Origin of the sequence: Streptomyces coeruleorubidus (genome assembly GCF_028885415.1) — a bacterium.
In the GTDB taxonomy this organism is placed as follows: Bacteria; Actinomycetota; Actinomycetes; order Streptomycetales; family Streptomycetaceae; genus Streptomyces; species Streptomyces coeruleorubidus_A.
In genome coordinates, this window is sequence record NZ_CP118527.1 from 5504636 (window position 1) to 5525166 (window position 20531).

At 72.0% G+C, this 20531-nt stretch carries 22 protein-coding genes and 2 pseudogenes; 13 read left to right on the forward strand and 11 right to left on the reverse strand.

Annotated elements, in window-relative coordinates; all coding sequences use genetic code 11:
• The first annotated feature begins 35 nt into the window (after positions 1 to 35).
• The 3 genes from PV963_RS25605 to PV963_RS25615 all read left to right on the forward strand — a co-directional run bounded on the left by PV963_RS25605 (position 36) and on the right by PV963_RS25615 (position 1736).
• The gene (locus tag PV963_RS25605; protein WP_274818078.1) at positions 36 to 446 is read left to right on the forward strand and encodes a VOC family protein; all 411 of its coding nucleotides are present in this window, start codon (positions 36 to 38) and stop codon (positions 444 to 446) included.
• A 166-nt stretch (positions 447 to 612) separates the two neighbouring features.
• Entirely contained in the window at positions 613 to 1119 is a 507-nt protein-coding gene (locus tag PV963_RS25610) for a DUF6624 domain-containing protein (RefSeq protein WP_274818079.1), read from the forward strand.
• A 152-nt stretch (positions 1120 to 1271) separates the two neighbouring features.
• Positions 1272 to 1736, forward strand: a complete 465-nt coding sequence (locus PV963_RS25615) for a hypothetical protein (protein WP_274818080.1) — start codon at positions 1272 to 1274, stop codon at positions 1734 to 1736.
• A 430-nt stretch (positions 1737 to 2166) separates the two neighbouring features.
• Here the strand turns inward: PV963_RS25615 and PV963_RS25620 are convergent.
• Together PV963_RS25620 and PV963_RS25625 are read right to left on the reverse strand one after the other, a co-directional pair.
• Positions 2167 to 2430 (reverse strand): annotated as a pseudogene (locus PV963_RS25620) (serine hydrolase domain-containing protein); the annotation flags it as partial.
• 78 nt (positions 2431 to 2508) lie between these two features.
• Entirely contained in the window at positions 2509 to 3387 is an 879-nt protein-coding gene (locus tag PV963_RS25625) for a sigma-70 family RNA polymerase sigma factor (protein ID WP_274818081.1), read from the reverse strand.
• A gap of 79 nt (positions 3388 to 3466) precedes the next feature.
• Here PV963_RS25625 and PV963_RS25630 point away from each other — a divergent pair, with 79 nt between their 5' ends.
• Both PV963_RS25630 and PV963_RS25635 read left to right on the forward strand, forming a co-directional pair.
• Entirely contained in the window at positions 3467 to 3877 is a 411-nt protein-coding gene (locus PV963_RS25630) for a VOC family protein (protein ID WP_274818082.1), read from the forward strand.
• Between the two features lie 119 nt (positions 3878 to 3996).
• Entirely contained in the window at positions 3997 to 4344 is a 348-nt protein-coding gene (locus tag PV963_RS25635; RefSeq protein ID WP_274818083.1) for a VOC family protein, read from the forward strand.
• An 80-nt stretch (positions 4345 to 4424) separates the two neighbouring features.
• Here PV963_RS25635 and PV963_RS25640 read toward each other — a convergent pair.
• The 3 genes and pseudogenes from PV963_RS25640 to tgmC form a co-directional block, all read right to left on the reverse strand.
• Positions 4425 to 5356 (reverse strand): IS5 family transposase gene (locus PV963_RS25640; protein WP_425540939.1). Its coding sequence is split into 2 segments (ribosomal slippage): positions 4425 to 4984 and positions 4984 to 5356, totalling 933 coding nucleotides; the frame shifts between segments, so codons are not numbered across the junction.
• A 54-nt stretch (positions 5357 to 5410) separates the two neighbouring features.
• Positions 5411 to 5770: pseudogene (locus PV963_RS25645) on the reverse strand (serine hydrolase domain-containing protein); the annotation flags it as partial.
• A gap of 72 nt (positions 5771 to 5842) precedes the next feature.
• The gene (tgmC, locus tag PV963_RS25650; RefSeq protein ID WP_274818085.1) at positions 5843 to 7057 is read right to left on the reverse strand and encodes an ATP-grasp peptide maturase system methyltransferase; all 1215 of its coding nucleotides are present in this window, start codon (positions 7055 to 7057) and stop codon (positions 5843 to 5845) included.
• Between the two features lie 308 nt (positions 7058 to 7365).
• Here tgmC and PV963_RS25655 point away from each other — a divergent pair, with 308 nt between their 5' ends.
• The 3 genes from PV963_RS25655 (at position 7366) to PV963_RS25665 (ending at position 12218) form a co-directional block, all read left to right on the forward strand.
• Entirely contained in the window at positions 7366 to 8259 is an 894-nt protein-coding gene (locus tag PV963_RS25655) for a glycosyltransferase family 2 protein (protein ID WP_274818086.1), read from the forward strand.
• 448 nt (positions 8260 to 8707) lie between these two features.
• Positions 8708 to 9547, forward strand: coding sequence for an AfsR/SARP family transcriptional regulator (locus tag PV963_RS44045; protein WP_274818087.1), 840 nt, complete (start codon positions 8708 to 8710; stop codon positions 9545 to 9547).
• Between the two features lie 166 nt (positions 9548 to 9713).
• On the forward strand, positions 9714 to 12218 hold the full coding sequence (locus PV963_RS25665; protein WP_274818088.1) for a tetratricopeptide repeat protein: 2505 nt from the start codon (positions 9714 to 9716) through the stop codon (positions 12216 to 12218).
• 6 nt (positions 12219 to 12224) lie between these two features.
• Here PV963_RS25665 and PV963_RS25670 read toward each other — a convergent pair whose 3' ends face one another.
• Both PV963_RS25670 and PV963_RS25675 read right to left on the reverse strand, forming a co-directional pair.
• On the reverse strand, positions 12225 to 13913 hold the full coding sequence (locus PV963_RS25670; RefSeq protein ID WP_274818089.1) for a bifunctional 3'-5' exonuclease/DNA polymerase: 1689 nt from the start codon (positions 13911 to 13913) through the stop codon (positions 12225 to 12227).
• Between the two features lie 434 nt (positions 13914 to 14347).
• The gene (locus PV963_RS25675) at positions 14348 to 15091 is read right to left on the reverse strand and encodes a Clp protease N-terminal domain-containing protein (RefSeq protein WP_274818090.1); all 744 of its coding nucleotides are present in this window, start codon (positions 15089 to 15091) and stop codon (positions 14348 to 14350) included.
• Positions 15092 to 15241: 150 nt separating this feature from the next.
• Between PV963_RS25675 and PV963_RS25680 the strand changes: the two genes are divergently transcribed.
• Positions 15242 to 16342, forward strand: a complete 1101-nt coding sequence (locus PV963_RS25680) for a DUF2786 domain-containing protein (protein WP_274818091.1) — start codon at positions 15242 to 15244, stop codon at positions 16340 to 16342.
• Positions 16343 to 16349: 7 nt separating this feature from the next.
• On the opposite strand, the gene PV963_RS25685 is transcribed toward PV963_RS25680, so the two are convergent.
• The 4 genes from PV963_RS25685 to rpmB form a co-directional block, all read right to left on the reverse strand.
• A complete protein-coding gene (locus PV963_RS25685) occupies positions 16350 to 16898 on the reverse strand; it encodes a DUF4232 domain-containing protein (RefSeq protein WP_274818092.1) in 549 nt (182 codons plus the stop codon).
• Between the two features lie 138 nt (positions 16899 to 17036).
• Positions 17037 to 17609, reverse strand: a complete 573-nt coding sequence (locus PV963_RS25690) for a hypothetical protein (protein WP_425540940.1) — start codon at positions 17607 to 17609, stop codon at positions 17037 to 17039.
• A 164-nt stretch (positions 17610 to 17773) separates the two neighbouring features.
• Positions 17774 to 18079, reverse strand: coding sequence for a 30S ribosomal protein S14 (rpsN, locus tag PV963_RS25695; RefSeq protein ID WP_274818093.1), 306 nt, complete (start codon positions 18077 to 18079; stop codon positions 17774 to 17776).
• Entirely contained in the window at positions 18079 to 18315 is a 237-nt protein-coding gene (gene rpmB / locus PV963_RS25700; protein WP_059419095.1) for a 50S ribosomal protein L28, read from the reverse strand. The genes rpsN and rpmB overlap by 1 nt, the downstream gene beginning before the upstream one ends.
• Before the next feature lie 63 nt (positions 18316 to 18378).
• Here rpmB and rpmG point away from each other — a divergent pair, with 63 nt between their 5' ends.
• The 4 genes from rpmG to rpsR are packed head-to-tail and all read left to right on the forward strand — an operon-like array spanning position 18379 to position 20259.
• Entirely contained in the window at positions 18379 to 18543 is a 165-nt protein-coding gene (gene rpmG / locus PV963_RS25705) for a 50S ribosomal protein L33 (RefSeq protein ID WP_010044249.1), read from the forward strand.
• A gap of 2 nt (positions 18544 to 18545) precedes the next feature.
• A complete protein-coding gene (locus PV963_RS25710) occupies positions 18546 to 18794 on the forward strand; it encodes a type B 50S ribosomal protein L31 (RefSeq protein WP_274818094.1) in 249 nt (82 codons plus the stop codon).
• 4 nt (positions 18795 to 18798) lie between these two features.
• Complete coding sequence (locus PV963_RS25715) at positions 18799 to 20019, forward strand: CobW family GTP-binding protein (RefSeq protein ID WP_274818095.1); 1221 nt, start codon at positions 18799 to 18801, stop codon at positions 20017 to 20019.
• Between the two features lie 6 nt (positions 20020 to 20025).
• Positions 20026 to 20259: a 30S ribosomal protein S18 gene (gene rpsR, locus PV963_RS25720; protein ID WP_020271512.1), complete on the forward strand. Its 234-nt coding sequence runs from the start codon at positions 20026 to 20028 to the stop codon at positions 20257 to 20259.
• Positions 20260 to 20531 lie beyond the last annotated feature (272 nt).

Sequence of the window (20531 nt, forward strand, 5' to 3'; positions counted from 1 at the left end):
ACCAGCGCCCCCAACCCGCCCGAGGGAGACGACCGTTGAGCCCCGCCATCCGTCACATCACCTTCGACTGCACCGGAGAGCCCTACGAACTGGCGCGTTTCTGGTCGGAGTTGCTCGGCCGCCCGATCTCCGACGAGGACAAGCCCGGCGACTCCGAGGTACTGATCGAGTTCCCGAACGGAGCCCCCGGCCTCCTCTTCGTAAGCGTGGAGGAAGGCAAGGCAACCAAGAACCGCATCCACTTCGACCTGCAGCCCACAGGCCGCACCCGCTCCGATGAGGTCGAACGCGCCGTGACCCTCGGCGCCCGCGTCCTGACGGACCGCACCCTCCCGAACGGCAGAGGCTGGGTCGTCATGGCCGACCCCGAGGGCAACGAGTTCTGCGTCGAGCGGGGAGAACTGGATCCGGTGGAGGACCGGGTGGAGGACCGGGTGGAGGGCTGACGGATCTCGGGCGCGATCCGGCTCTGACTCCGGGAGGTAGATCCATTATCGCGGTCCAGGGAGGCGCCTGTCACCGTTCTCCAGAACGATCTTTGCACCCGATATGCGCCCATAGGGTTGCAGGCGATGAAGAACCCAACGCGCCTGACCAATCGGGGAGTTGAGAGTGACGCACGACGTTGCCGCGCTGGCGGAGGAACTCACGGCCATGGCCATGGCCGATCACCGGTCCTCGGGCCACGCGAACAGCGATGACCCCGCCGAGCAGCTGGCGTGGCGCCGGCTGACCGCACGGCACGGTGACCGGCTCAGCGAGATCATGGACGAGTACGGCTGGCCGACGGCGGAACTCGTCGGCGAGGAGGCCGCCCGCGCGGCATGGCTGATCGCCCAGCACGCCGACCGACAGCTTGACGTCCAGCGCCGCGCCCTCCACCTCATGCAGCAGGCGGTGTCGACAGGCTCGGCCGGCCCCCGCGAGCTGGCCTTCCTCCGTGACCGCACGCTCGTCAACGAGGGCCGCAAGCAGCTCTACGGCACACAGATCGCCGGCATGAAGGACGGGGCCCCGGTCCCGTGGCCCTGCGAGGAACCCGACCGTGTGGAGGAACTCCGCGCGGAGGTCGGCATCGAGCCGTTCGACGAGTACGTGGCCAAATTCTCGACGACCTGACGCCGGGCAGGGCTCCCTGGGTGGCGCCGGGAGCCCTTGAAACGGAACGCGGCCATCCAGGAACACATGTGCGAAAAGGTCTCGCCGTGCGTGGCCGGAGGTGACAGGGTCCCTTCAGCCGGCGTGCTAAAGGCCTGAGTTGGGGGATTTTCATGAGAAACGGGAGCTACAGACGTGCCACGGCGCTGCCCCTCGGACTGCTCGTGGCGGTGCTCTGCGCGGTACTGCTCACCGCCTGTGGCGGCGGGGACGACTCCGCGTCCGCGAAACCCGACCTGGCGGACCAGGACCGTTTCCTGCAGGACTACGTACAGTTCCTCAACACATCGGACGAGGACGGGCTGGCCGGGCTGCTCGACGCCCATCCCCAGGGCTCCAAGGACGCACGCGCCCGGATCAAGGCGTACGGCGGACAGGACTGGGACGTTCGGTGGACGCGCGCATCTGACTTCGCGGGCGTATGGAAAGTGGATATCACCGGCAACGCAGGTACCAAGAACCGCCCCGTCCGCGCCACCGAGACCATCACCTGGGAGGAGGGGCATTCGGTGATGGCTCCACTCCCGGGTGTCGTACCGACCCCGCCGGACGCGGCGGGCACCGAACCGCCCGGGTGAGCGCAGCAGGGCCCGGCCTTTTCGCCCAAGAGGCGTCGGGGGCTTGAGCAGGACAGTGATAGTGCCTTCTGAACTGGAACGGCAGGGCTTCTCCAAGGCTCCTGTCGTTCCAGCAGGAAGGCACTTTCTGCTCTGCGCACGAGTGGCTCCGCGCACCCACGGCTACCACTCACCAGCCACCCGGCGACGGTCCCGCACCCCGACCCAATCGGCCCCGCCGCCCCGCCCCTGGGCTGCCCCGGAACCGCCAACCTCGGAAGAACCGGGCGGCCGTGAGTACGTCACAGCCCACGTGATGGTTGCAGACCTGGTCTGTTAGGGCAGCGACTTGCGCACTGCCTCAACCAGCGAATCCGCCCGAAAATCGTCAGCCCCCTCGATGATGTGGTTCATCACGTAGCCGAAGGCAATGCCGTGTGGCCGAACGACTGCTGACCCGTTTGCGTTCGCTCGAAGGCAGCCCGATGAAGAAGTCGAGCCCCAGAGGAGCCGCGATCTCTTTGGCGAAGAAGCGCCCCGGCGTGCGGCCCGACACCCGGCGGATCACCTCACCGACCAGCCATCCCCAAGTTCTGCCGTGATATCCGTGTGCGGTGCCTGGCGCCCACAGCGGACGCTGCGAAGCCAGTGCGGCCGCCATCGGCTCCCAGGCCAAGACCTCAGACAGGGGCACCGGCCGGTCCAGAGCGGCTAGGAGCTGTCCGGCCGATCATGCGCGAAGCCGCACGCGGTGCCCTGGTCGAGCGTCACGGGGGCGGCGTGACACAGCTGCTCACGCCGGGTCCGGCAGGTTCATCCGCGCGAGCTTGGCCGGGTCGACCACGGCGCCGATGGCGGTGATGCGGCAGTCTGTGACGGTGAACGCGAGGACGGAGAGAGGGGTCCCGTCCTCGCGCCAGGAGATAACTCCGGGAAGGCCGCCCACGAGGGCTGCCCGGCCCTGGGTGGCCGCGCTGGCGGCCAGCTGCGCGCTGGCGGCGACCTTGGTGGCGCCGAGGGTGACGACCAAGCCGCCGGGGGTGTCGACGGTGAGCCGCACCTCGGGGTCGAGCACGCGTAGCAGACCCTCGAAGTCTCCACCGCGGGCGGCCGCCAGGAAGGCGGAAACCACTTGGCGCTGCTCCCGGCGTGCGCTGGCCGGCTGCTCGGTTGCCTGGACCTTTCTGCGGGCGCGGCTGGCGAGCATCTTGGCGGCGTTGGTGGATTTGCCGAGGATGCGGCCGATCTCGTCGAAGGGCACCGCGAACAGGTCGTGCAGCACGAACGCCAGCCGCTCGCTGGGCCGGAGCGATTCGAGGACGACGAGGAGTGCGAGTCCGACCGAGTCGGCGAGCACCGCGTCGTCGTCCGGGGCGGGAGCGTCGTCGAGCGTCACCATGAGGTCGGGCAGACGGTCGTCCAGGGATGCCTCGGGGCGGGCCTGGCGCGACCGGAGGATGTCGAGGCTGATCCGGCCGACCACGGTGGTGAGCCAGCCGGCGAGGTTTTCGATGGTGGTCGTGTCCTGGCGGGAGAGCCGCAGCCAGGCTTCCTGGACCACGTCCTCGGCGTCGGCGTGCGATCCGAGCACGCGGTGGGCGACCGCACGCAGCCGGTCGCGCTGGGCTTCGAACGCCTGGGCCACCGGGTCCGCCGAGCCGGTCTCGAACATGTTGTTACCTTCCCTGAATCCGCTCCGTCATGAGTGATGACGGGCCCGGAGGGGCCCAGGTAACCGCTGAAGGAGCACCATGCTGACGAACATCATGTACGTGACGCTCTATGTCACCGATCAGGAGCGCGCGCTGAGGTTCTACACGGACCAGCTCGGCCTGGAGAAGCGCGTCGACTACCCGGGGCCTGACGGACGCTTCCTCACCATAGGCGTCCCCGGCAGCCCGCTCGAAATCATCCTCTGGCCTCACACCGCGGCCGCTGGGCAGCCGGCCGAGCTTCAGCCCGGCACCACACCCGGCCCGGTCTTCCTCGAGTCGGACGACCTGCGCGCAGACTTCGAGGTGCTCCGTGAACGCGGTGTGACGTTCGACCAGCCCGAACCGGAGGACTACGGGTACGGGGTCCGCATCGAGGCAGTGGACCCCGACGACAACCGGATCTCGCTGCGCCAGCGCGCAGCCTGGCAGAGCCGTGGCGATGGCTGACCGTTCGTAGACCCGGCGTGGCTGGCGCCGGACGGCGCCAGCCACGCCGGGCTCAGAACAACGACTGCGAGAGGCCCAACGGTGTTGACCACAGACCCTGACGGACGAGGTACTCCAGCATGCCGATGACGATCAACTCAGTGGTCGCGCGACAGCGCGTCGACGACCTGGAGGCGGCCATCCCCTTCTACGAGCGGTTGACCGGCGAGGCGGCCGACCGCTTCGACTTCGCCGGTGTGCGCCTGGCGAGCGTCGGGCCCTTCCTTCTGTTCTGCGGTCCGGACGAGGCAGTGCGCAGGATCGCCCAGGTGAGTGCCACCCTGGCGGTCTCAGATCTGGCCGCCGCCGTCGAAGAAGGCATTGCAGCCGGTGCCACCGTGGTGATGCCAGCGCAACCCACCCCCAACGGTCACCGAGCAGTGCTGCGGCACCCTCACGGGGGCGTGTACGAATACGTCGGCCCCTGAGCTAGCTCAGCAGGTGGGGCAAGGCGTCCCACCCGCTGAGCTTGCGAGATGAGGGGTCTACTGCTGGGTCGCATAGGAGTTCATGTTCGGAGCCAGATGGCGACCGCCGCCGCGGTGGCGGTGCCGAGGAAGACGTAGCCGCGCTTGTCGTAGCGCGTGGCGACCGACCGGGACTGCTTCAACCGGTTGATCGCCCGCTCGACGGTGTTGCGCTTCTTGTAGCGGTCCTCGTCGAAGCCGGGCGGCCGTCCACCGCGTGCGCCTTTGCGCAGGCGGGCCGCCTGGCTGTCGGTCTTCTCCGGGATGGTGTGCCGGATGCCCCGCCGTCGCAGGTACTCACGGATGAGGCCGTTGCTGTAAGCCTTGTCAGCCGCCAGGCTGTCTGGCTTCCTGCGGGGCCTTCCCGGCCCGAAGCGGGGGACGCGGATCTTCTCCAGGACGGGCATGAACTGGGTGCAGTCTGCCCGCTGACCTGGAGTGACGATCAGGGACAGCGGGCGGCAGCGGCCGTCCGCGCTCAGGTGGAGCTTGCTGGTGAACCCGCCCCGCGAGCGGCCCAGGCCCTCGCCTCCCGCACCACCTCCACCAGGCGGGCGACCAGGCTCTGCCATGGCGTCCCGGTCTGGTGTTCTACCCCTGAGGCCCCCTTTGGTCCCGGGGCCGGCGGTGGGTCGGTGCGGGCGCCGGCCGCATGCTGATGCGCGCGGACGATGGTGGAGTCGACCGAGATGTCCCAGTCGATCTCACCTGCGGCGTCGACTGCGGCCTGGACCTGCTGGAGCAGGTGTTCCCAGGTGCCGTCGGCCGACCACAGGCGGTGGCGTTCGTAAACGGTCTTCCACGGCCCGAAACGTTCGGGCAGGTCACGCCACTGCACCCCGGTCCGCACCCGGTGAAGAATCCCGTCGATCACCTGCCGGTGATCCCGCCACCTGCCACAACGCCCGTTACTGACCGGCAGGAAAGGCCGAAGCCGTTCCCACTCGGCATCACTCAGATCACCCCGCCCCATGCCCACAGGAACGACTCGGGCACGGAGTAGTCACATGATCGACCGGACAAGTCCTAGGCCAGCCTGATGAGCCAGCAGCCAGCGCACCGGGAGGTCCGCCTTGCCGTTCGCGGCGAACTCCGGCCAGTACTCGGCCACGGGAGCGTCCAGGTCCAGCACGCCGCGCTGGACCAGCAGATGGGCTGCGGTCGCAGTCGCCCCCTTGGTCGCCGAATAGACGAGCTGCAGAGTGTCCCGCGCCCACGGGCGACCGGTGTCGACGTCGGAGACCCCACCCCACAGGTCCACCACCGGCCGGCCATCGCGATACACGCAAACCGCTGCTCCGATGTCCCTGTGCCGTACGAAGTTCGCCGCGAACGCCTCACGTACCGGTTCAAACCCGGCCGCGACATCACCGTGGATCGTCGTCATGCCGTCCATCCTGGCGTGCTGCGGTGTGCTCCGAGGAACAGTTATTGGGGGAGACGCCCCATGTCAGGGCTATCAACTGGGCAGCGACAGACCAGGCATGTTCGGGTGCCGCAGGAACTGCCCACCGCCCCACACGTGCAGCGTGAACGTCTCAGGCCCCGGTCGGCCCGCGCCATCGAAGGCGTCTAGAACTCCCTCGACGCGTTCCCACAACTTCACCGGACCGCCCTCACGTACATCCCAAACACCGTCGCCAGGCGTGAGAGTGGCTGCGGAGCCACTCACGACATCGACCAGGTGTACCACCTCGCCAACCTTGACCAACTGGGCGCCTGAAACGGCACATTGTGCGAGAAACCGCAGATGGAACGCCTCCTTCGTCGCGGCCATGAGGCGATCTGGGCCGTGCCGGGCCGTCCTGGGCTTGTCCGGCAGGCCGGCGGACCAGTGGGCAGGGTTGCCGAACGACGGTGCGGCATGGGTTCGGGCAGCCATGAAGGAGACCGTGCCCGGCAGCAGCGCCCCCTCCGCCGTGCCGTCCCCGGCGACGGTCAGCAGGACACGGGCGTACCCGTAAAGCCATCCCGACAGGGTGAGCAGGATCTTTCCGCCTGGCCGAGTCTGGGTGAGCAGTGCGGGCGGGACGGTGCGGAAGGAGCAGGCAGCCACGATGCGGTCGAAGCGGGCCTCGGGCCAGTACCCGTACAGCCCGTCCGCCACGGCGAGGGTTGGGTTGTAGCCGCAGCCGTACAGCGCGTCTGCTGCCGACTCCAACCGCCGGGGGTCGACCTCGATGCTGGTGACATCTCCGGAGTCGAGGCGTTCGCAGGCCAGCGCCGTCGAGTAACCGGTCCCGGTACCGATCTCGAGCACCGTGTGACCCTCGGTTACTTCCGCCTCAGCCCACATGCGCACCACCAGGGACGGCAGCGTGGATGACGAGGTGGGCGCACCACCACGCCGGACGACCGGGGCCTTCCAGTCGGGCTCCTCCCCGTCGAACTGGGTGATCAGCGTCGTGTCGGAGTACGCGCCGGCCAGCCACCGCCCGTAGTCCAACTCGGCGGTGACCGGTTCCCACAACGTAAGTTCTTGCTCGTCGCGCTCGTCGCGCTCGTCGCGCTCGTCGGCGGGCAGGTAGAAACCGGGCACAAACCGGTGTCGCGGCACTGCTGCGACTGCCGTTCGCCAGGCCGGGTCTACCAGGCCACCGTCGCGGGCGAGGACGTCCGCCATGGCTTCGCGCAGGCGGACCGCGTCGGTCTCAGGGTCGGGGGGCATCGCCATGACCTGCTGTTTCCTTCCTTACTCCGGTGCTCAGAGTGTCGGCGAACGCCTCGGCGATGTCCGCGGCGTCCGGAAGCCAGCCCCATTGCCCGTTCCAGCACGCCCGGTCCTTCCTCTTCGGTGATCACCACGCTAGGCAGCGCGCACCCTGCCGCACCCGACATCCCGTGCCCGATCCGGTCGGGTGCCACCTCCACCGGACGGCGTAGACGCATCGCCGTCCGGCAGGCGTACTTAAAGGGTCCTTATCGTGAACGGCTAGCATCGCCCGTCAACCCGTCAGTTGCCGACCGGGACGAGGTGAGGACATGGGGGCGCCCAGGATCGCCGTCGCCGTGGTGACGATGGGCAACCGGCCCGAGGAGGTCGACGCGCTTCTGCGGTCCGTGGCCAAACAGGACGTGCCGCCCGAGCGGATCGTGATCGTCGGCAACGGCTGCCCGCTCCCCGAGTTCGCCCGGCGGCTGTCGCTGCCCGGCGAGGTCACCCCGATCGAGCTCGACGAGAACCTCGGCTGTCCCGGCGGGCGGAACGTGGCCCTCGCGCGGCTGCGGGAGTTCGGCGACATCGACGTCGTCGTGGATCTGGACGACGACGGGCTGCTCGTCGACGCCGATGTGCTGCGCCGCGTGCGGGAGTTGTACGCCGCCGACGAACGGCTCGGCATCGTCGGTTTCCGCATCGCCGACGAACTGGGCGAGACGCAGCAGCGGCACGTGCCCCGGATCGGCAACTCGGACCCCATGCGGGGCGGTTACGTCACCGGGTTCCTCGGCGGCGGGCACGCGCTGCGGATGGCCATGCTCGACGAGGTCGGCGACTGGCCCGCCGAGTTCTTCTTCGCACACGAGGAGACCGACCTGGCCTGGCGCGCGGCCGACGCGGGCTGGCGCATCCTGTACGCGCCCGAACTGCTGCTCCAGCATCCGAGGACCTCGCCCGCCCGGCACGCCATCTACTACCGCGTGAACGCCCGCAACCGGGTCTGGCTGGCCCGCCGCCGGCTGCCGTTCGCGCTCGTGCCCGTCCACCTGGGCGTCTGGGTGCTGCTCACCCTCGTGCGGAACCGGTCGCGTGCCGGGCTGCGGGCATGGTTGGGCGGGTTCGTGGAAGGCGTACGGGAGCCGGCGGGTGAGCGGCGGCCCATGCGCTGGCGGACGGTGTGGCGGCTCACGCGGCTGGGGCGGCCGCCGGTCATCTGACGCCGAGGGGCGTGCGCCGGGTGGCCACAAGCTTGGTAGTCGGAAGCTCGGTGGCCGGAAGTTTGGTGGCCGGAAGTTTGGTGGGGCCCCGGCCGTTCACCTCCGCCGACCGGGACCCGGACCCGGCCGCGGCGGCGACACTCCCCCGAGTTGCGCGTCCAGACGCGCGCGCCGCCGGGCCAGATCCGACGTAGTGATCACATCAGGTTTTGCCAACAGATCGCTAACATGTGGCCAATGGTTCGCCGTTGCGTCGTCTGCCGATTGGCGTGAAGTCGCCGAACCATGACGGGTGACGGCCTGTGCGGGGCTGTTCCGGCGGAGAACGTGAAGACGAAGGTGGCGGAAAACCGCTGCCTCGAGGGCGGAAACACGTCAACGGCGGAATCTCGTCAAGGGCAAGGGCAAGGGCAAGGGCAAGGCGGTGGCGCGGGGGGATGGGGGCGCGATGGGGGCATCTGCCTGCTCGGGCAGCGAGGACGGTTCCGGGGAGCGGAGCGGGCTGCGGTTCGGGCTGCTCGGGCCGCCGGTGCTGTACTACGGCGTCAGCCGGTGCGGCCGGAGTGAGGCCCGGGGTGTCGCAAGCCCCAAGTCCCGTGTGCTGCTGGCCGCGTTGCTGCTCGACGCCGGGCGGGTCGTCTCCGTCGAGTCGCTCAAGGACGTGCTGTGGGGCGGGGCGCCGCCTGTTTCCGCCCAGGCCTCGCTGCACAACCACGTAGCCCGGCTGCGGCGGTTGCTCGACGAGCCCGAGCGGCTGCGGACCGTGCCGTCCGGGTATGTGCTGCGGGTCGACGAGGGTGAGCTGGACGTCCATGTGTTCGACGCCCATGTCGCCGCGGCGCGTGTGGCGCACGCCGGGCAGGAGTGGGAGCGCGTCGTGCGGGAGTGTGCCGCCGCGCTCGCACTGTGGCGGGGCGCACCGCTCGCCGGGCTGCCGCCCGAGGTGGGCGGATACGCCTTCGCACGGCGGTTGCGCGAGGCCCGGCTGCTGCTTCTGGAGTGGCGCTACGACGCCGAGTTGGCGCTGGGCGGGCCGCGCCTGGACGAGCTCGTGCCGGAGCTGGCGGCGTTGACCGCCGAGTATCCGCTGCGGGAGGTGTACCACCGCCAGCTCATGCTCGCCCTGCACCGCACCGGCCGCCAGGCCGAGGCCTTGGCCGTCCATCGCGATCTGCGCACCCGACTGGTCGACCAGCTCGGCATCGAGCCGGGGCCCGGGGTGCGGGAGGCGCATGTGGAGGTGTTGCGGGGGGCCGTGGGGAGCGGTGGTTCGGGGGGGCTTCGGTGACGGTTCCGGCGAGGGCTTCGGTGACGGGGATTCCTCTGCCGCCGCTTCTTCCGCGCACGTCGGCACGCCGTCCGGCGCGGCGCCGCCATGGTCTGCTCAGCCACCGCCTGCTCAACTTCCCCCGCCGCCCGCGCATTTCACGGGGCGCACCGCCGTACGCGACTCCTTGCGCCGCACACTGACGACACCCGAAGCGTTCCCGACCGCCCCGACCTACCCCGCCACCGCCGTCGTCAGCGGCATGCCCGGCGTCGGCAAGAGCGCCCTCGCGCTGCACGTCGCGCATGAGCTGGCGGAACGTTTCCCCGATGGGCAGCTCTACCTCGACCTGCACGGTGCGACCCCCGGCATGACCCCTCTCACCCCTGGTCAGGCGCTCACCGCACTGCTGCGTTACCTCGGGGCCGAGCCCTGCCGTATCCCCGAGCGCCCCGACGCGGCATCCGCTCTGCTGCGCTCGCTGCTCGCGCCGACCCGCACGCTCCTGGTGCTGGACGATGCCGCGAGCGCCGCGCAGGTACGGCCGCTGCTGCCGGGCGGTGCCGGGTGCGCGGTGATCGTCACCAGTCGTTCGCCGCTCACCGCCCTCGACGGTGTCGCCCGCTTTCCGCTCGGCCCGTTGTCGGACGAGGAGAGCGCGGCCCTCCTGGTCGCGGCGTCGGGCCGTGACGGACTGGACGGTTCGGACGCCGCCCGTCGCCTCGCCGAACTCACCGGCCGCCTCCCTTTGGCCCTGCGCGTCGTCGCCGCGCGGCTCGCCGCCCGGCAGGCCCTCACCCTGGACGTCCTCGCCGGGCAACTGGCCGAGACGGAAGGGCGGTTGCGGCACCTCGAGTACGACGACCTGAGCGTGCGCCGCTCCCTGGCCGTCGCGCACGACGCGCTCGCCGCCTCCGAGCGCGAGGCCGACCGGGACGCCGCCCTCATCCTCCGCCGTATCGGCGCGCTCGATCTGCCCACCTACGGCGCCCCCCTGCTAGCCCGCCTCACGGGCACCGGCGAACGCCGCACCGAGGCCGCCCTGGACCGCCTCGTCGACGTGGCCCTGCTCCAGGAGCCGGCATACGGCCGCTACGCACCCCACGACCTCGTCCGCGACTTCGCCCGCGAGCTGGCCGGGGAGCGGGGCGGGGAGGGTACCGGTGCCTCCGACACTGCTTGTGGACGGGGCGAGGGGCGGGTTGCGGGCGGCACGGATGCTTCCGGAACTGCCCGTGCGCGGGCTGGGGGGCGGGACGCGGACGGCACCGGCACTGCCCGTGACCTGGCTGGGGAGCGGGGTGTGGATGGCACGGGTGTCTCGGGCACTGCCCGTGAGTGGGCTGGGGGGCGGGACGCGGACGGCACCGGCACTGCCCGTGACCTGGCCGGGGAGCGGGACGCGAGCGGCATCGGCGCCTCCGGCACCACCCGTGGACCGGGCGGAGTGCGGGATGCTGACACCATCGGCCCCTCCGAGGTGCGGGACGTCGGCGGCGCCCGCGCCTGCGAGACCGCCCGCGGCCTGGCCGTAGTGCGGGACGCCGAGACCGCCCGCGCCTCCGACACCGCCCTGCGCTGGTACGCCGCCGTCGCCGAGCGGGTCCTCGCCGCGATCGTCGAGCCCGGGCCCGACCAGGACGACCGTCGTCGCGCCACCGCGGCCCAGCCACCCGGTCACACCGCGCACGTCGACACCGTCACCTCCTTCGGCAGCCCCGAGGAGGCCTTCGCCTGGGGCGACAGGGAGTTGGCGAACGTCGTCACCCTGGTCGAGCGGCACGCGGACGACCCGTGCCGGCAGCGTGCGGGTCTCGTCTCCACTCTCGTGCGGCTGATCTTCCCCTACGCCCACCGCAGGGGCCGCGTCGCCGAGATGGAGGTGCTCGGCCGGGCCGGCCTCGGCGTGGCGCGGCGGCTCGGGGACGAGGCGGCGGAGGCGTACGCGCTGGTCGACCTCGCCGGACTGCACTTCCTGACCGGCCGCCAGAACGACGCCCTCGACCTCAACGACCGCGCGCTGGCCATCTGGCGACGGCTCGACGACCCGTCCTGGATCCGCCGCTGCCTCAACAACCGCGGCCTGCTGCTCGACGGACTCGGCCGGCACGCCGAGGCAGGCGAGGCGCTGACACGGAGCCTGGAGTACGCGCGGCAGCTGAACGACCCGTACGGTGAGGCCGTCACCCACAGCCACCTCGGCAACCTCTACGAGCACACCGACCCGCGGGCCGCCATCGAGCAGCACCGGCGTTCGCTCGCCATCGGGGACGAGATCGGCGCCGTGGTCGTGCGGCACCGCGCGCACTGCAACATCGGATACGCCCATCTGCGGCTCGGCGAACAGGCCGCCGCCCTCCCGCACTTCGAGGAGAGCCTGCGCATCCTCGGCGGTCAGGGCGACTGGCACGGCGAGTCCCAGACCCGGCTCGGCCTGGTCCGCGCGCTGCGTCTGCTGGGCCGCACCGAGCGGGCCGTACGCGAGTGCGCCGAGCTGCTGGAGCGGGCCGACGCCCGCGCCGACCGCTACACCGGCGGTCTCGCTCGCCACCAGCACGGGCTGCTGTTACGGGAACGGGGGCATGTCGCAGAGGCACGCGAGGAGTGGGGCTCTGCTCTCGCGGCGCTGGAGGGGACGGACGAGCACGCGGTGGTCACGGAACTCCGCGAGCTGCTCGCTCCCACCGACTGACACCGCCTACTTGGCGTCCGCATAGCACTCCACCACCGCCGTCGTGAACGGAAACCGCACCGGCGTCTCCCCGAAGGTCAGCCGTCCGGCCAGGGCCGCCGCCTCGCGGATCGCCGCGACGACCGTCTCCGTCTCCTCCTCGGGGCAGTGCACGATCACCTCGTCGTGCTGGAAGAAGACCAGCTCGGCCGCCATGTCCGCGCAGGATCTCCGCAGGGCGGCGAGCAGGAGCAGGGCCCAGTCGGCGGCGCTGCCCTGGACGACGAAGTTACGGGCGAAGCGGCCGCGGGCGCGGGCGTTGGTGGAGGCGTACCCGGGTACCCACTGTCCACTGTCAGGCTGCTCCTCGTCGGTGGCCGGGATGCCGGCCTCCTCGGTCGCGTCGTCCGTCCCCCGGGCCGCCGGCGGGCAGGTCCGGCCGAGCCACGTCCGCACGAGCCGGCCTTCCTCGCCGGCGCGGGCCGCATCGTCGACGTACGCCACCGCCTTGGGGAAGCGGCGTCGAAGCGCGGCGAGGTTCTTCAGCCCGTCGCCGGAGGTCTGGCCGTAGACCGCGCCGAGCACGGCGAGTTTGGCCTGGGCGCGGTCACCGGAGAAGGCACGGTCGGAGACGGACTGGTACAGGTCGGTCTCCCGGCCCGCCACCTCCATCAGGCCCGGGTCGCGGGAGATCGCGGCGAGGACGCGCGGCTCCATCTGGTCGGCGTCGGCGACGACGAGCCGCCAGCCGGGGTCGGCGACCACGGCCCGCCGGATCACCTTGGGGATCTGGAGTCCGCCCCCGCCGTTGGTCACCCAGCGCCCGGTCACCGTCCCGCCCGCGAGGAACTCGGGCCGGAACCGCCCGTCACGCACCCAGTCCTGGAGCCAGGACCAGCCGTGGGCGACCCAGATGCGGTACAGCTTCTTGTACTCGATCAGGGGCTTCACGGCCGGGTGGTCGACGGACTCGAGCTCCCAGCGGCGGGTGGAGGAGACCTTGATGCCGGCCTGGGCGAAGGCCTTGACCACGTCGGCGGGCAGGTCGGGGCGGACCCGGCGGCCGAACGCGGCGGACACCTCGTCGGCCAGCTCGGCCAGGCGGCGTGGTTCGCCGCCGCCCGCGTACCGCTCGCCCAGCAGGTCGTGCAGCACCGCGCGATGGACCTCGGTGCGCCAGGGCAGCCCGGCGCGGTTCATCTCGGCGGCCACCAGCATGCCCGCGGACTCGGCGGCCGTCAGCAGGCGCATCCGGTCGGGGTGTTCGGCCCGCTCGTGCCGCCGCTGCTGCTCGGCGTAGACCGCGAGGAGGTCGGGCAGGGGCAGGTGGACGCCCCGCGGTTCGAACAGTGAGGACTGGGAGCCCGGTTCGGCGGAGCGCTGCGGCGGATCGGGCGGCACGGGGCCGCCGCGCAGCCGGGCCAGGGCGGCCGCGGCCGAGCGTGGTTCCCCGTACCGCCCCTCGTGGCCGAGGAGGAGCGTCTCGGCGGCCTCGATGTCGTAGCACCGCTCGACTCGCACCCCCGTGGCGAGCAGGCGCGGGTAGACCTCGGCGGTGGACCGCCACACCCACCGCGTGACGCCGGGACGGCTCCGCACGGCCTCGGCGGGATCCGCCTCCCGCCGCACCGGCCCGGCGGGCAGCCCGTCCGGACCGAGGGGGGCGACGTCCACGCCACCGTCCTCGGCCGGAGCGATCGCCCACCGGTCGGCCATGCTGCGAGTGTGCCAGGGGGGTCTGACAACGCCCCCCGATCGCCGTTCCGGTCTCGGCCCGGGTCCCGGTTCCGGTCCCGGTCTCGGCCTAGGTCTCGGTCTCGACCTCGGTCCCGGCCTTGGTCCCGGTCGCCGTCCCGGCCCCGGCCTCAGTCCCGGCCCTGGCCTCAGTCCCGGCCCTGGCCTCAGTCCCGGCCTCAGTCCCGGCCTCAGTCCCGGCTCCGGTCGCCGTCCCGGTCCCGGCCTCAGTCCCGGCCCCGGTCGCCGTCCCGGTCACAGTCCCGGTGCCGGTCGCCGTTCCTCCCCGGCCTCGGCCCCGGCCTCGGCCCCGGCCTCGGCCTCGGCCCCGGCCCCGGCCCCGGCCCCGCCCCGGCCCCGCCCCGACCCCGGTCGCCGTCCCGTCACGTCGCCGTCTCGGTCACCGCCGGGCGCCCTCAGGCCTCGTCCAGCGTCTCCTTCTGCGCCTGCACGATCTTCTCCAGCACCTCGGCCACGTACCGCTCGGTCCGCTCCTTGCCGATGCCCAGGCCGCTGAGGACGCCCTGGCCGTTCTCGTGCTCCAGCAGGGCGAGCAGGATGTGCTCGGTGCCGATGTAGTTGTGGCCGAGGCGCAGGGCCTCGCGGAAGGTGAGCTCCAGGACCTTCTTGGCGGCCTGGCCGTACGGCACCAGCTCCGGGGCCTCCTCGACGGCCGGCGGCAGTGCGGCGGTCGCCGCCTCGCGGACCGTGTCGAGGGAGACGCCCTGCTCGACGAGCGCCTTCGCGGCGAGACCCTCGGGCTCGGCCAGCAGACCGAGGACGAGGTGCTCGGGCACGCCCTCGGCGTTGCGCGCGGACTTGGCGGCGTTGTGCGCGGCCATCACCGTGTTGCGGGCGCGGGGCGTGTAGCGGTTGAAGCCCTGGCTCGGGTCGAGGTCCGCCGACTCCTTCGGCACGAAGCGCTTCTGCGCGGCCTGCCGGGTGACCCCCATGCTCTTGCCGATGTCCGTCCAGGAGGCGCCCGAACGGCGGGCCTGGTCCACGAAGTGGCCGATCAGGTGGTCGGCCACCTCGCCGAGGTGATCGGCGGCGAGCACCGCGTCCTGGAGCTGTTCGAGGGGTTCCTGGTGAACCTTCTTGATCGCCGCGATGAGGTCGTCGAGGCGCACGGATGACGTGATGTTGGGGTTCGTCGTCATGGTGTCAACCGTAGGTTGCGCTCGCCAGGGTGTCAACCACGAGTTGACACCCTGCGACACCCTGCGACACCCTTCGGTGCCCGGCTTGCGAGCGGCTAGGAACACCGTGCGCGTGCCGGGCCGCCCCTGCCGGCGTGGCACCATCGGCCCGTGAGTACGCCCACCACCGTCGACCGCGCGTTCGAGGCCGCCCTGTACGACAGCAGCGAGACGGCCCTCGACACCGGCGCGTCCCTGCTCGCCTCCGACCCGGCTGCGGACGCCGAACTCGCCCGGCGCGGTGAGGAGTTCGTGGCGGCGGCCTGGCGGCGCGGCTGGCAGCCGGCCGATGTCGTGCGGACCGTCCGGCGCGAGCTGGACGACGTGCACGTACGCCTGGTGGCGGCGCTGATCCGCGCGCAGGCGCCGCACGACCGTCCGCGCGGCCGCCGCTGGAGCGCGCAGCTCGCGGAACTCCCCGCCGACCCCCCGCCCCGCAGCGACCGCTTCTCGTACGCCACCGCCGTGCTGGAGCTGTACCGCCTGCTGCTGCGCCTGCCGGCCCTCGAGGCCCTCGACGAGTCCGCCGGGGAGCCGAAGACCGAGTCCCGGATGTTCGGCCGCATCCGAGCCCTGCTCGCCAAGGCGGAGGCCACCGGGTTCCCGGAGGAGGCGGAGGCGCTCAGTGCCAAGGCGCAGGAGCTGATGGCCCGGCACAGTGTCGACGAGGCGCTGCTAGCGGCCCGGGCACCCTCGCCCGAGACGCCCGGGGCCTGCCGGATCGGTGTCGAACCGCCGTACGAGCAGGCCAAGGCGGTACTGCTGGACGCCGTCGCCGCCGCCAACCACTGCCGGGCGGTGTGGAACGAGCCCTTCGGCTTCTCCACCGTCGTCGGCTTCGAAACCGACCTGGAAGCGGTCGAACTCCTCTACACCTCACTCCTCGTGCAGGCCACGACCGCGATGACCAAGGCGGAGGCCGCCCAGCGCGCGGCCGGCCGCAAGCGCACCAAGACGTTCCGGCAGTCCTTCCTCGCGGCCTATGCCCACCGCATCGGCACCCGTCTGGCGGCAGCCGCCGAGACCCAGGTGTCGGAGGACCTGCTCCCGGTCCTCGCCTCCCGCGACGTGGCGGTCACCGGCCGGCTGGACTCGATGTTCCCGGAGACGACCACGACCCGTCTGCGCGGTGTGCGCGACGCGGCGGGCTGGACTCAGGGCGCGCAGGCGGCGGACCGCGCCCAGGTCGGACACCGCCCGCCGTTGCGCTGACCTGCCGTCAGTCGCCCGAGGACTGGAAGCCGCTCACCGAGGCCTGCGCCGCGCCGCCGCTGCCGCTCCCGTCCCTCCTGGCGACCTCGCCGTACGACCACGTCAGGTCGTGCGCGTCCTCGCCGGCGCCGGGCAGGGTGAAGGACGCCTTCCGCACGGCAAGGCTCTTCGCGGAACCGGCCTCGCCCCGGACGTAGGTGATCGTGAAGGACGTGGTGCCGCCCTTCCCCAGCGTGAGCGGCTGGGCCTTCGCGCCCTCCTCCGGGGACACGGACGTCGTGCTGTCCTCGGCCGCGAGGTCCACGGCGGGGAAGCCCTTCAGGGCGCACGGGGCGCCGTTGTTGGTGAGGGTGACGGTGACGTTGCCGGTGTCCCCGGCCGCCGGGGCGGCACCGGCCCCGACCTCCACGCCCAAGTCGCCGATCGAGCAGGCCGAACCGCCCGGCCGGTCCGCCTTCTTGGCGTCGTCGGCACTGGTCTTGGCGTCGTCGCAGGCGGTCAGCAGGAGCGTGGCCGCGAGGGCGGCGGCCAGGGCGAGGGGAGGAAGGGGGCGCATGGGGTCCTCTGGTGCGTGATGGCGATGGGCGGTTCGGACGCATGGATCATCTCGGACGCAGGGACCGTCACGCACCGGGGCAGGCCACCCGCCGGAACAGCCTCTGAAACCCCCCGGGCCCCTCAAACCCCCACGCTCCTACCCGAGGCCCCCCGTCGGCAGCCCGGTCGGCAGTTTCCCGCCCTCGGCCTTGGTGTACGTCTCCGCGCCGAGGCCGCCCTCCCAGGTGACCTTGAGGCTCTTGCCGTTCACGGAGTCGACCGTGCCGATCGCCCGGTCCTTGCTGCCGTCCGTGCACTTCAGGCGGATCATCCGCGTCCCGGACTCCTCGCCCGCGGTGCCGGTGCACACGCTGCCGCCGGTGGCGAAGACCGCGGCCTGCTTACCGGTGATCACCAGGGCCACGGCCTTGCCGCCGGTCGTCGCGAGCCAGCTGCCCTCGAGCCCCCCGGCGTCCGACCCGTCGGAACCGGAACCGGAGCCGGAACCGGAGCCGGAACCGGCGTCGGAACCGGAGCCGGAGTCACCGCCCGTCCCGGCGGACGCCGCGGCCGACGGGGCCGGGCTGGAGGCCGAGTCGTCCCCGGAGTCGCCGGCACCGCTGCACGCGGACAGCACGAGCACGCCCGCCAGGCCCGCGGCCGCCGCCGCGACCCGCGCGCGCCGACGGGGTCCCGGGCGACACGCTCCCGGGCGACGCGAGAAGATCACCGAAGTCACTGCAAGCCCCCAAGCTGTAGCCGGCCGACGGCCCCGGTCGGAGCCCGCCGACCCATGCCGGAACGACCGCAGCAAGCTACCAGGGCCGGTCAAGAGGCCCAGGGGCGAACCCCCAGGGGCCTCTTACCGGCCCGCCGGCGCCGGGAAACCCCGGCTCACCAGGACGACTTGCGCACCCCCGGCAGGTACCCCGCATGCGCCTGCTCCCGCAGACTCACCCGGGACAGCCCGAACGTCCGGAAGTAACCGCGCGGCCGCCCGTCCACCTGGTCCCGGTTGCGCACCCGCGTGGCGCTGGCGTCGCGCGGCTGCCTGCGCAGTTCCGCCTGCGCGGCGAGCCGTTCGGCGTCCGTGGACGAGGGCCGCCGGATGATCTCCTTCAGCTCGGCCCGCCGGGCGGCGTACCGCGCGACGATCTCCTGCCGCTTGTCGTTCTTCGCGATCTTGCTCTTCTTCGCCATCAGACCTTCACTCCCCGGGCGCGGATCCGGGCGACGGCCGCCTCGACTCCGATCGTGTCGATGGTCTTGATCGCCCTGGCGCTCAGCCGCAGGCGTACGTACCGGCCCTCGCTCGGCAGCCAGTAGCGCTTGGTCTGGATGTTGGGGTCGAACCGGCGTGACGTGCGCCGGTGGGAGTGCGAGATGCGGTTGCCGAAGCCGGGCTGGGTGCCGGTCAGCATGCAGTGGGCGGACATGTGGTGACGTACCTCTCTGGCTCAGGAGATGTAAATGGAATTCATTTTCAGTAGCATAGCGGCATGGCACGCAACGAACTCCGACCGGTCATCAAACTCCGGTCCACGGCCGGGACCGGCTACACCTACGTGACCCGCAAGAACCGTCGCAACGACCCGGACCGACTGACCCTGCGCAAGTTCGATCCGGTCGTCGGCCGCCACGTCGACTTCCGAGAGGAGCGCTGACCATGCGCAAGGGCATCCACCCGGACTACGGTCCCGTCGTCTTCCGTGACCGTGCCGCGAACTACGCCTTCCTCACCCGCTCGACCATGACGAGTGAGAAGACCGTCGAGTGGGAGGACGGCAACACCTACCCGGTCGTCGACGTCGAGATCTCCGACGTCAGCCACCCCTTCTACACCGGCACGGCCCGCGTCCTGGACACCGCGGGACGCGTGGAGCGCTTCGAGCGCCGGTACGGAAAGAAGGGCTGACCCCGTGCCCGAGCTCTCCGTCGTCATCGTCGGCGGGCTGCACGCCGACGCCCGCAAGGAGGCCGTGGCCAGGCTGCTCGCCGACGTGCCCGGCAGCGTCGCACTCCATCACGACCTGGCGACGGCCGCGGCCGGCACGGTCGTACGGACCGTCCGGGACGCCACGGGCGTCCTGGACGCGGGAGAGGCGCCGCTCGTCAACGACTGTGCCTGCTGCGCCCTGCGCGAGGACCTGGTCCCGGAGCTGGAGCGGCTCGCGGACGCCGGGCAGGCGCCCCTGGCCGTCGTCGAGCTGTGGGACTCCGTCGAGCCCAAGGCCATGGCCGAGGTCGTCACGGCCGGCGGGCTGACCGTCACCGGCGTGATCACCGCCGTCGACCCGGCCCTGGTCCTGCCGTACCTCGGCAACGGCGACGACCTGGCCGACGGCGGCCTCGCGGCAGCCGCCACCGACCAGCGCACGGTCGCCGACACCTTCGCCCGCCAGCTGGAGTACGCCCCCGTCCTCGCGATCGCCGAGTCCCCGGAGGCCGACGACGAGGACCGCGAGCTGCTCGCGCAGCTGCACCCGACGGCCCGCCAGGTCCCGATCGGCCACGGCGGCCTGGCGGGCGCACCCGCCCCCGGCGCCGTCACGGCGGACACGGCTGACGGCCTGACCGTGCCGGCCCCGCGCCGACGCCCGCTGTCGCCGCTGGCCGCGGCCGCCCTGGCCGGCTTCGACGTGGAGTCGGCGGCGGCCGCCCAGCACCCGGCCTGCGCCCTGCTCCCCGCCGAGGCCGACGCGCACGGCGTCTCCACCCTGGTCTGGCAGCAGCGCCGCCCCTTCCACCCGGAGCGGCTCTACGCCGCCCTGGAGGACCTGACCTGCGCGGCCGCCCGCAGCCGGGGCCGGTTCTGGCTCGCCGACAAGCCCGACACGCTGTTCCACTGGGACGCGGCGGGCGGGGCCCTGTGCGTGGAGAGCGTGGGGCCGTGGCTCGCCTCGCTGCCGGACGCGGCCTGGGAGATGGTCCCGCCGGTGCGCCGCGCCGCTGCCGCGCTGGACTGGCACCCCGAGCACGGTGACCGCGGCCAGCACCTGGTCTTCACCTCGCCCGGCCTCGACCGGGACGGCCTGGAGCGGCTGCTGGAGTCCTGCCTGCTGACCGACGCCGAGTACGCGGCCGGGCGCGACGCCTGGCAGCGGCTGCCACACGCCTTCGACACCCTCCTGGAGGTCTGACCCGAGATGCCCCGCAAGATCGACCGCAAGCCCGTCAAGAACCGTCCCAACCCCCTGGACCAGGCCGGGATCGAGTACATCGACTACAAGGACACCGACCTGTTGCGGAAGTTCATCTCCGACCGCGGCAAGATCCGCAGCCGCCGGGTCACCCGGGTGTCGGCCCAGCAGCAGCGGCAGCTGGCCCGGGCGATCAAGAACGCGCGCGAGATGGCGCTGCTGCCGTACGCCAGCCGGTGAGCCGTACGCCGGCTGTTGAGCCGCACTCCAACCGCTGCTGCCGTACACCGCGGCCGCTGCTGCCGTAGACCGGCCGCTCCTGCCGCGCACCGGCCGCTGACGCCGTACGCCGGCCGCTGAGCGCATCCGGCCCGGGTGAGGTTCCCCACGCTTGACGGGTGGGGAACCTCATGCCTTGGTCGCGACGCCGCACGGGGCGCACGCCGGGCGGTTCGTCAGGGCCGGGTGGCCGACTGCCTGTCCGGCGATGGTCCGACCCCGGCACCGGCCCG

Coding starts and splice junctions, on each gene's coding strand:
- PV963_RS25615 (WP_274818080.1), top strand. CDS start 1,272: ATGAGAAACGGGAGCTACAGACGTGCCACGGCGCTGCCCCTCGGACTG.
- PV963_RS25625 (WP_274818081.1), bottom strand. CDS start 3,387: ATGTTCGAGACCGGCTCGGCGGACCCGGTGGCCCAGGCGTTCGAAGCC.
- PV963_RS25630 (WP_274818082.1), top strand. CDS start 3,467: ATGCTGACGAACATCATGTACGTGACGCTCTATGTCACCGATCAGGAG.
- PV963_RS25635 (WP_274818083.1), top strand. CDS start 3,997: ATGCCGATGACGATCAACTCAGTGGTCGCGCGACAGCGCGTCGACGAC.
- tgmC (WP_274818085.1), bottom strand. CDS start 7,057: ATGGCGATGCCCCCCGACCCTGAGACCGACGCGGTCCGCCTGCGCGAA.
- PV963_RS25655 (WP_274818086.1), top strand. CDS start 7,366: ATGGGGGCGCCCAGGATCGCCGTCGCCGTGGTGACGATGGGCAACCGG.
- PV963_RS44045 (WP_274818087.1), top strand. CDS start 8,708: ATGGGGGCATCTGCCTGCTCGGGCAGCGAGGACGGTTCCGGGGAGCGG.
- PV963_RS25670 (WP_274818089.1), bottom strand. CDS start 13,913: ATGGCCGACCGGTGGGCGATCGCTCCGGCCGAGGACGGTGGCGTGGAC.
- PV963_RS25675 (WP_274818090.1), bottom strand. CDS start 15,091: ATGACGACGAACCCCAACATCACGTCATCCGTGCGCCTCGACGACCTC.
- PV963_RS25685 (WP_274818092.1), bottom strand. CDS start 16,898: ATGCGCCCCCTTCCTCCCCTCGCCCTGGCCGCCGCCCTCGCGGCCACG.
- rpsN (WP_274818093.1), bottom strand. CDS start 18,079: ATGGCGAAGAAGAGCAAGATCGCGAAGAACGACAAGCGGCAGGAGATC.
- rpmB (WP_059419095.1), bottom strand. CDS start 18,315: ATGTCCGCCCACTGCATGCTGACCGGCACCCAGCCCGGCTTCGGCAAC.
- rpmG (WP_010044249.1), top strand. CDS start 18,379: ATGGCACGCAACGAACTCCGACCGGTCATCAAACTCCGGTCCACGGCC.
- PV963_RS25710 (WP_274818094.1), top strand. CDS start 18,546: ATGCGCAAGGGCATCCACCCGGACTACGGTCCCGTCGTCTTCCGTGAC.
- rpsR (WP_020271512.1), top strand. CDS start 20,026: ATGCCCCGCAAGATCGACCGCAAGCCCGTCAAGAACCGTCCCAACCCC.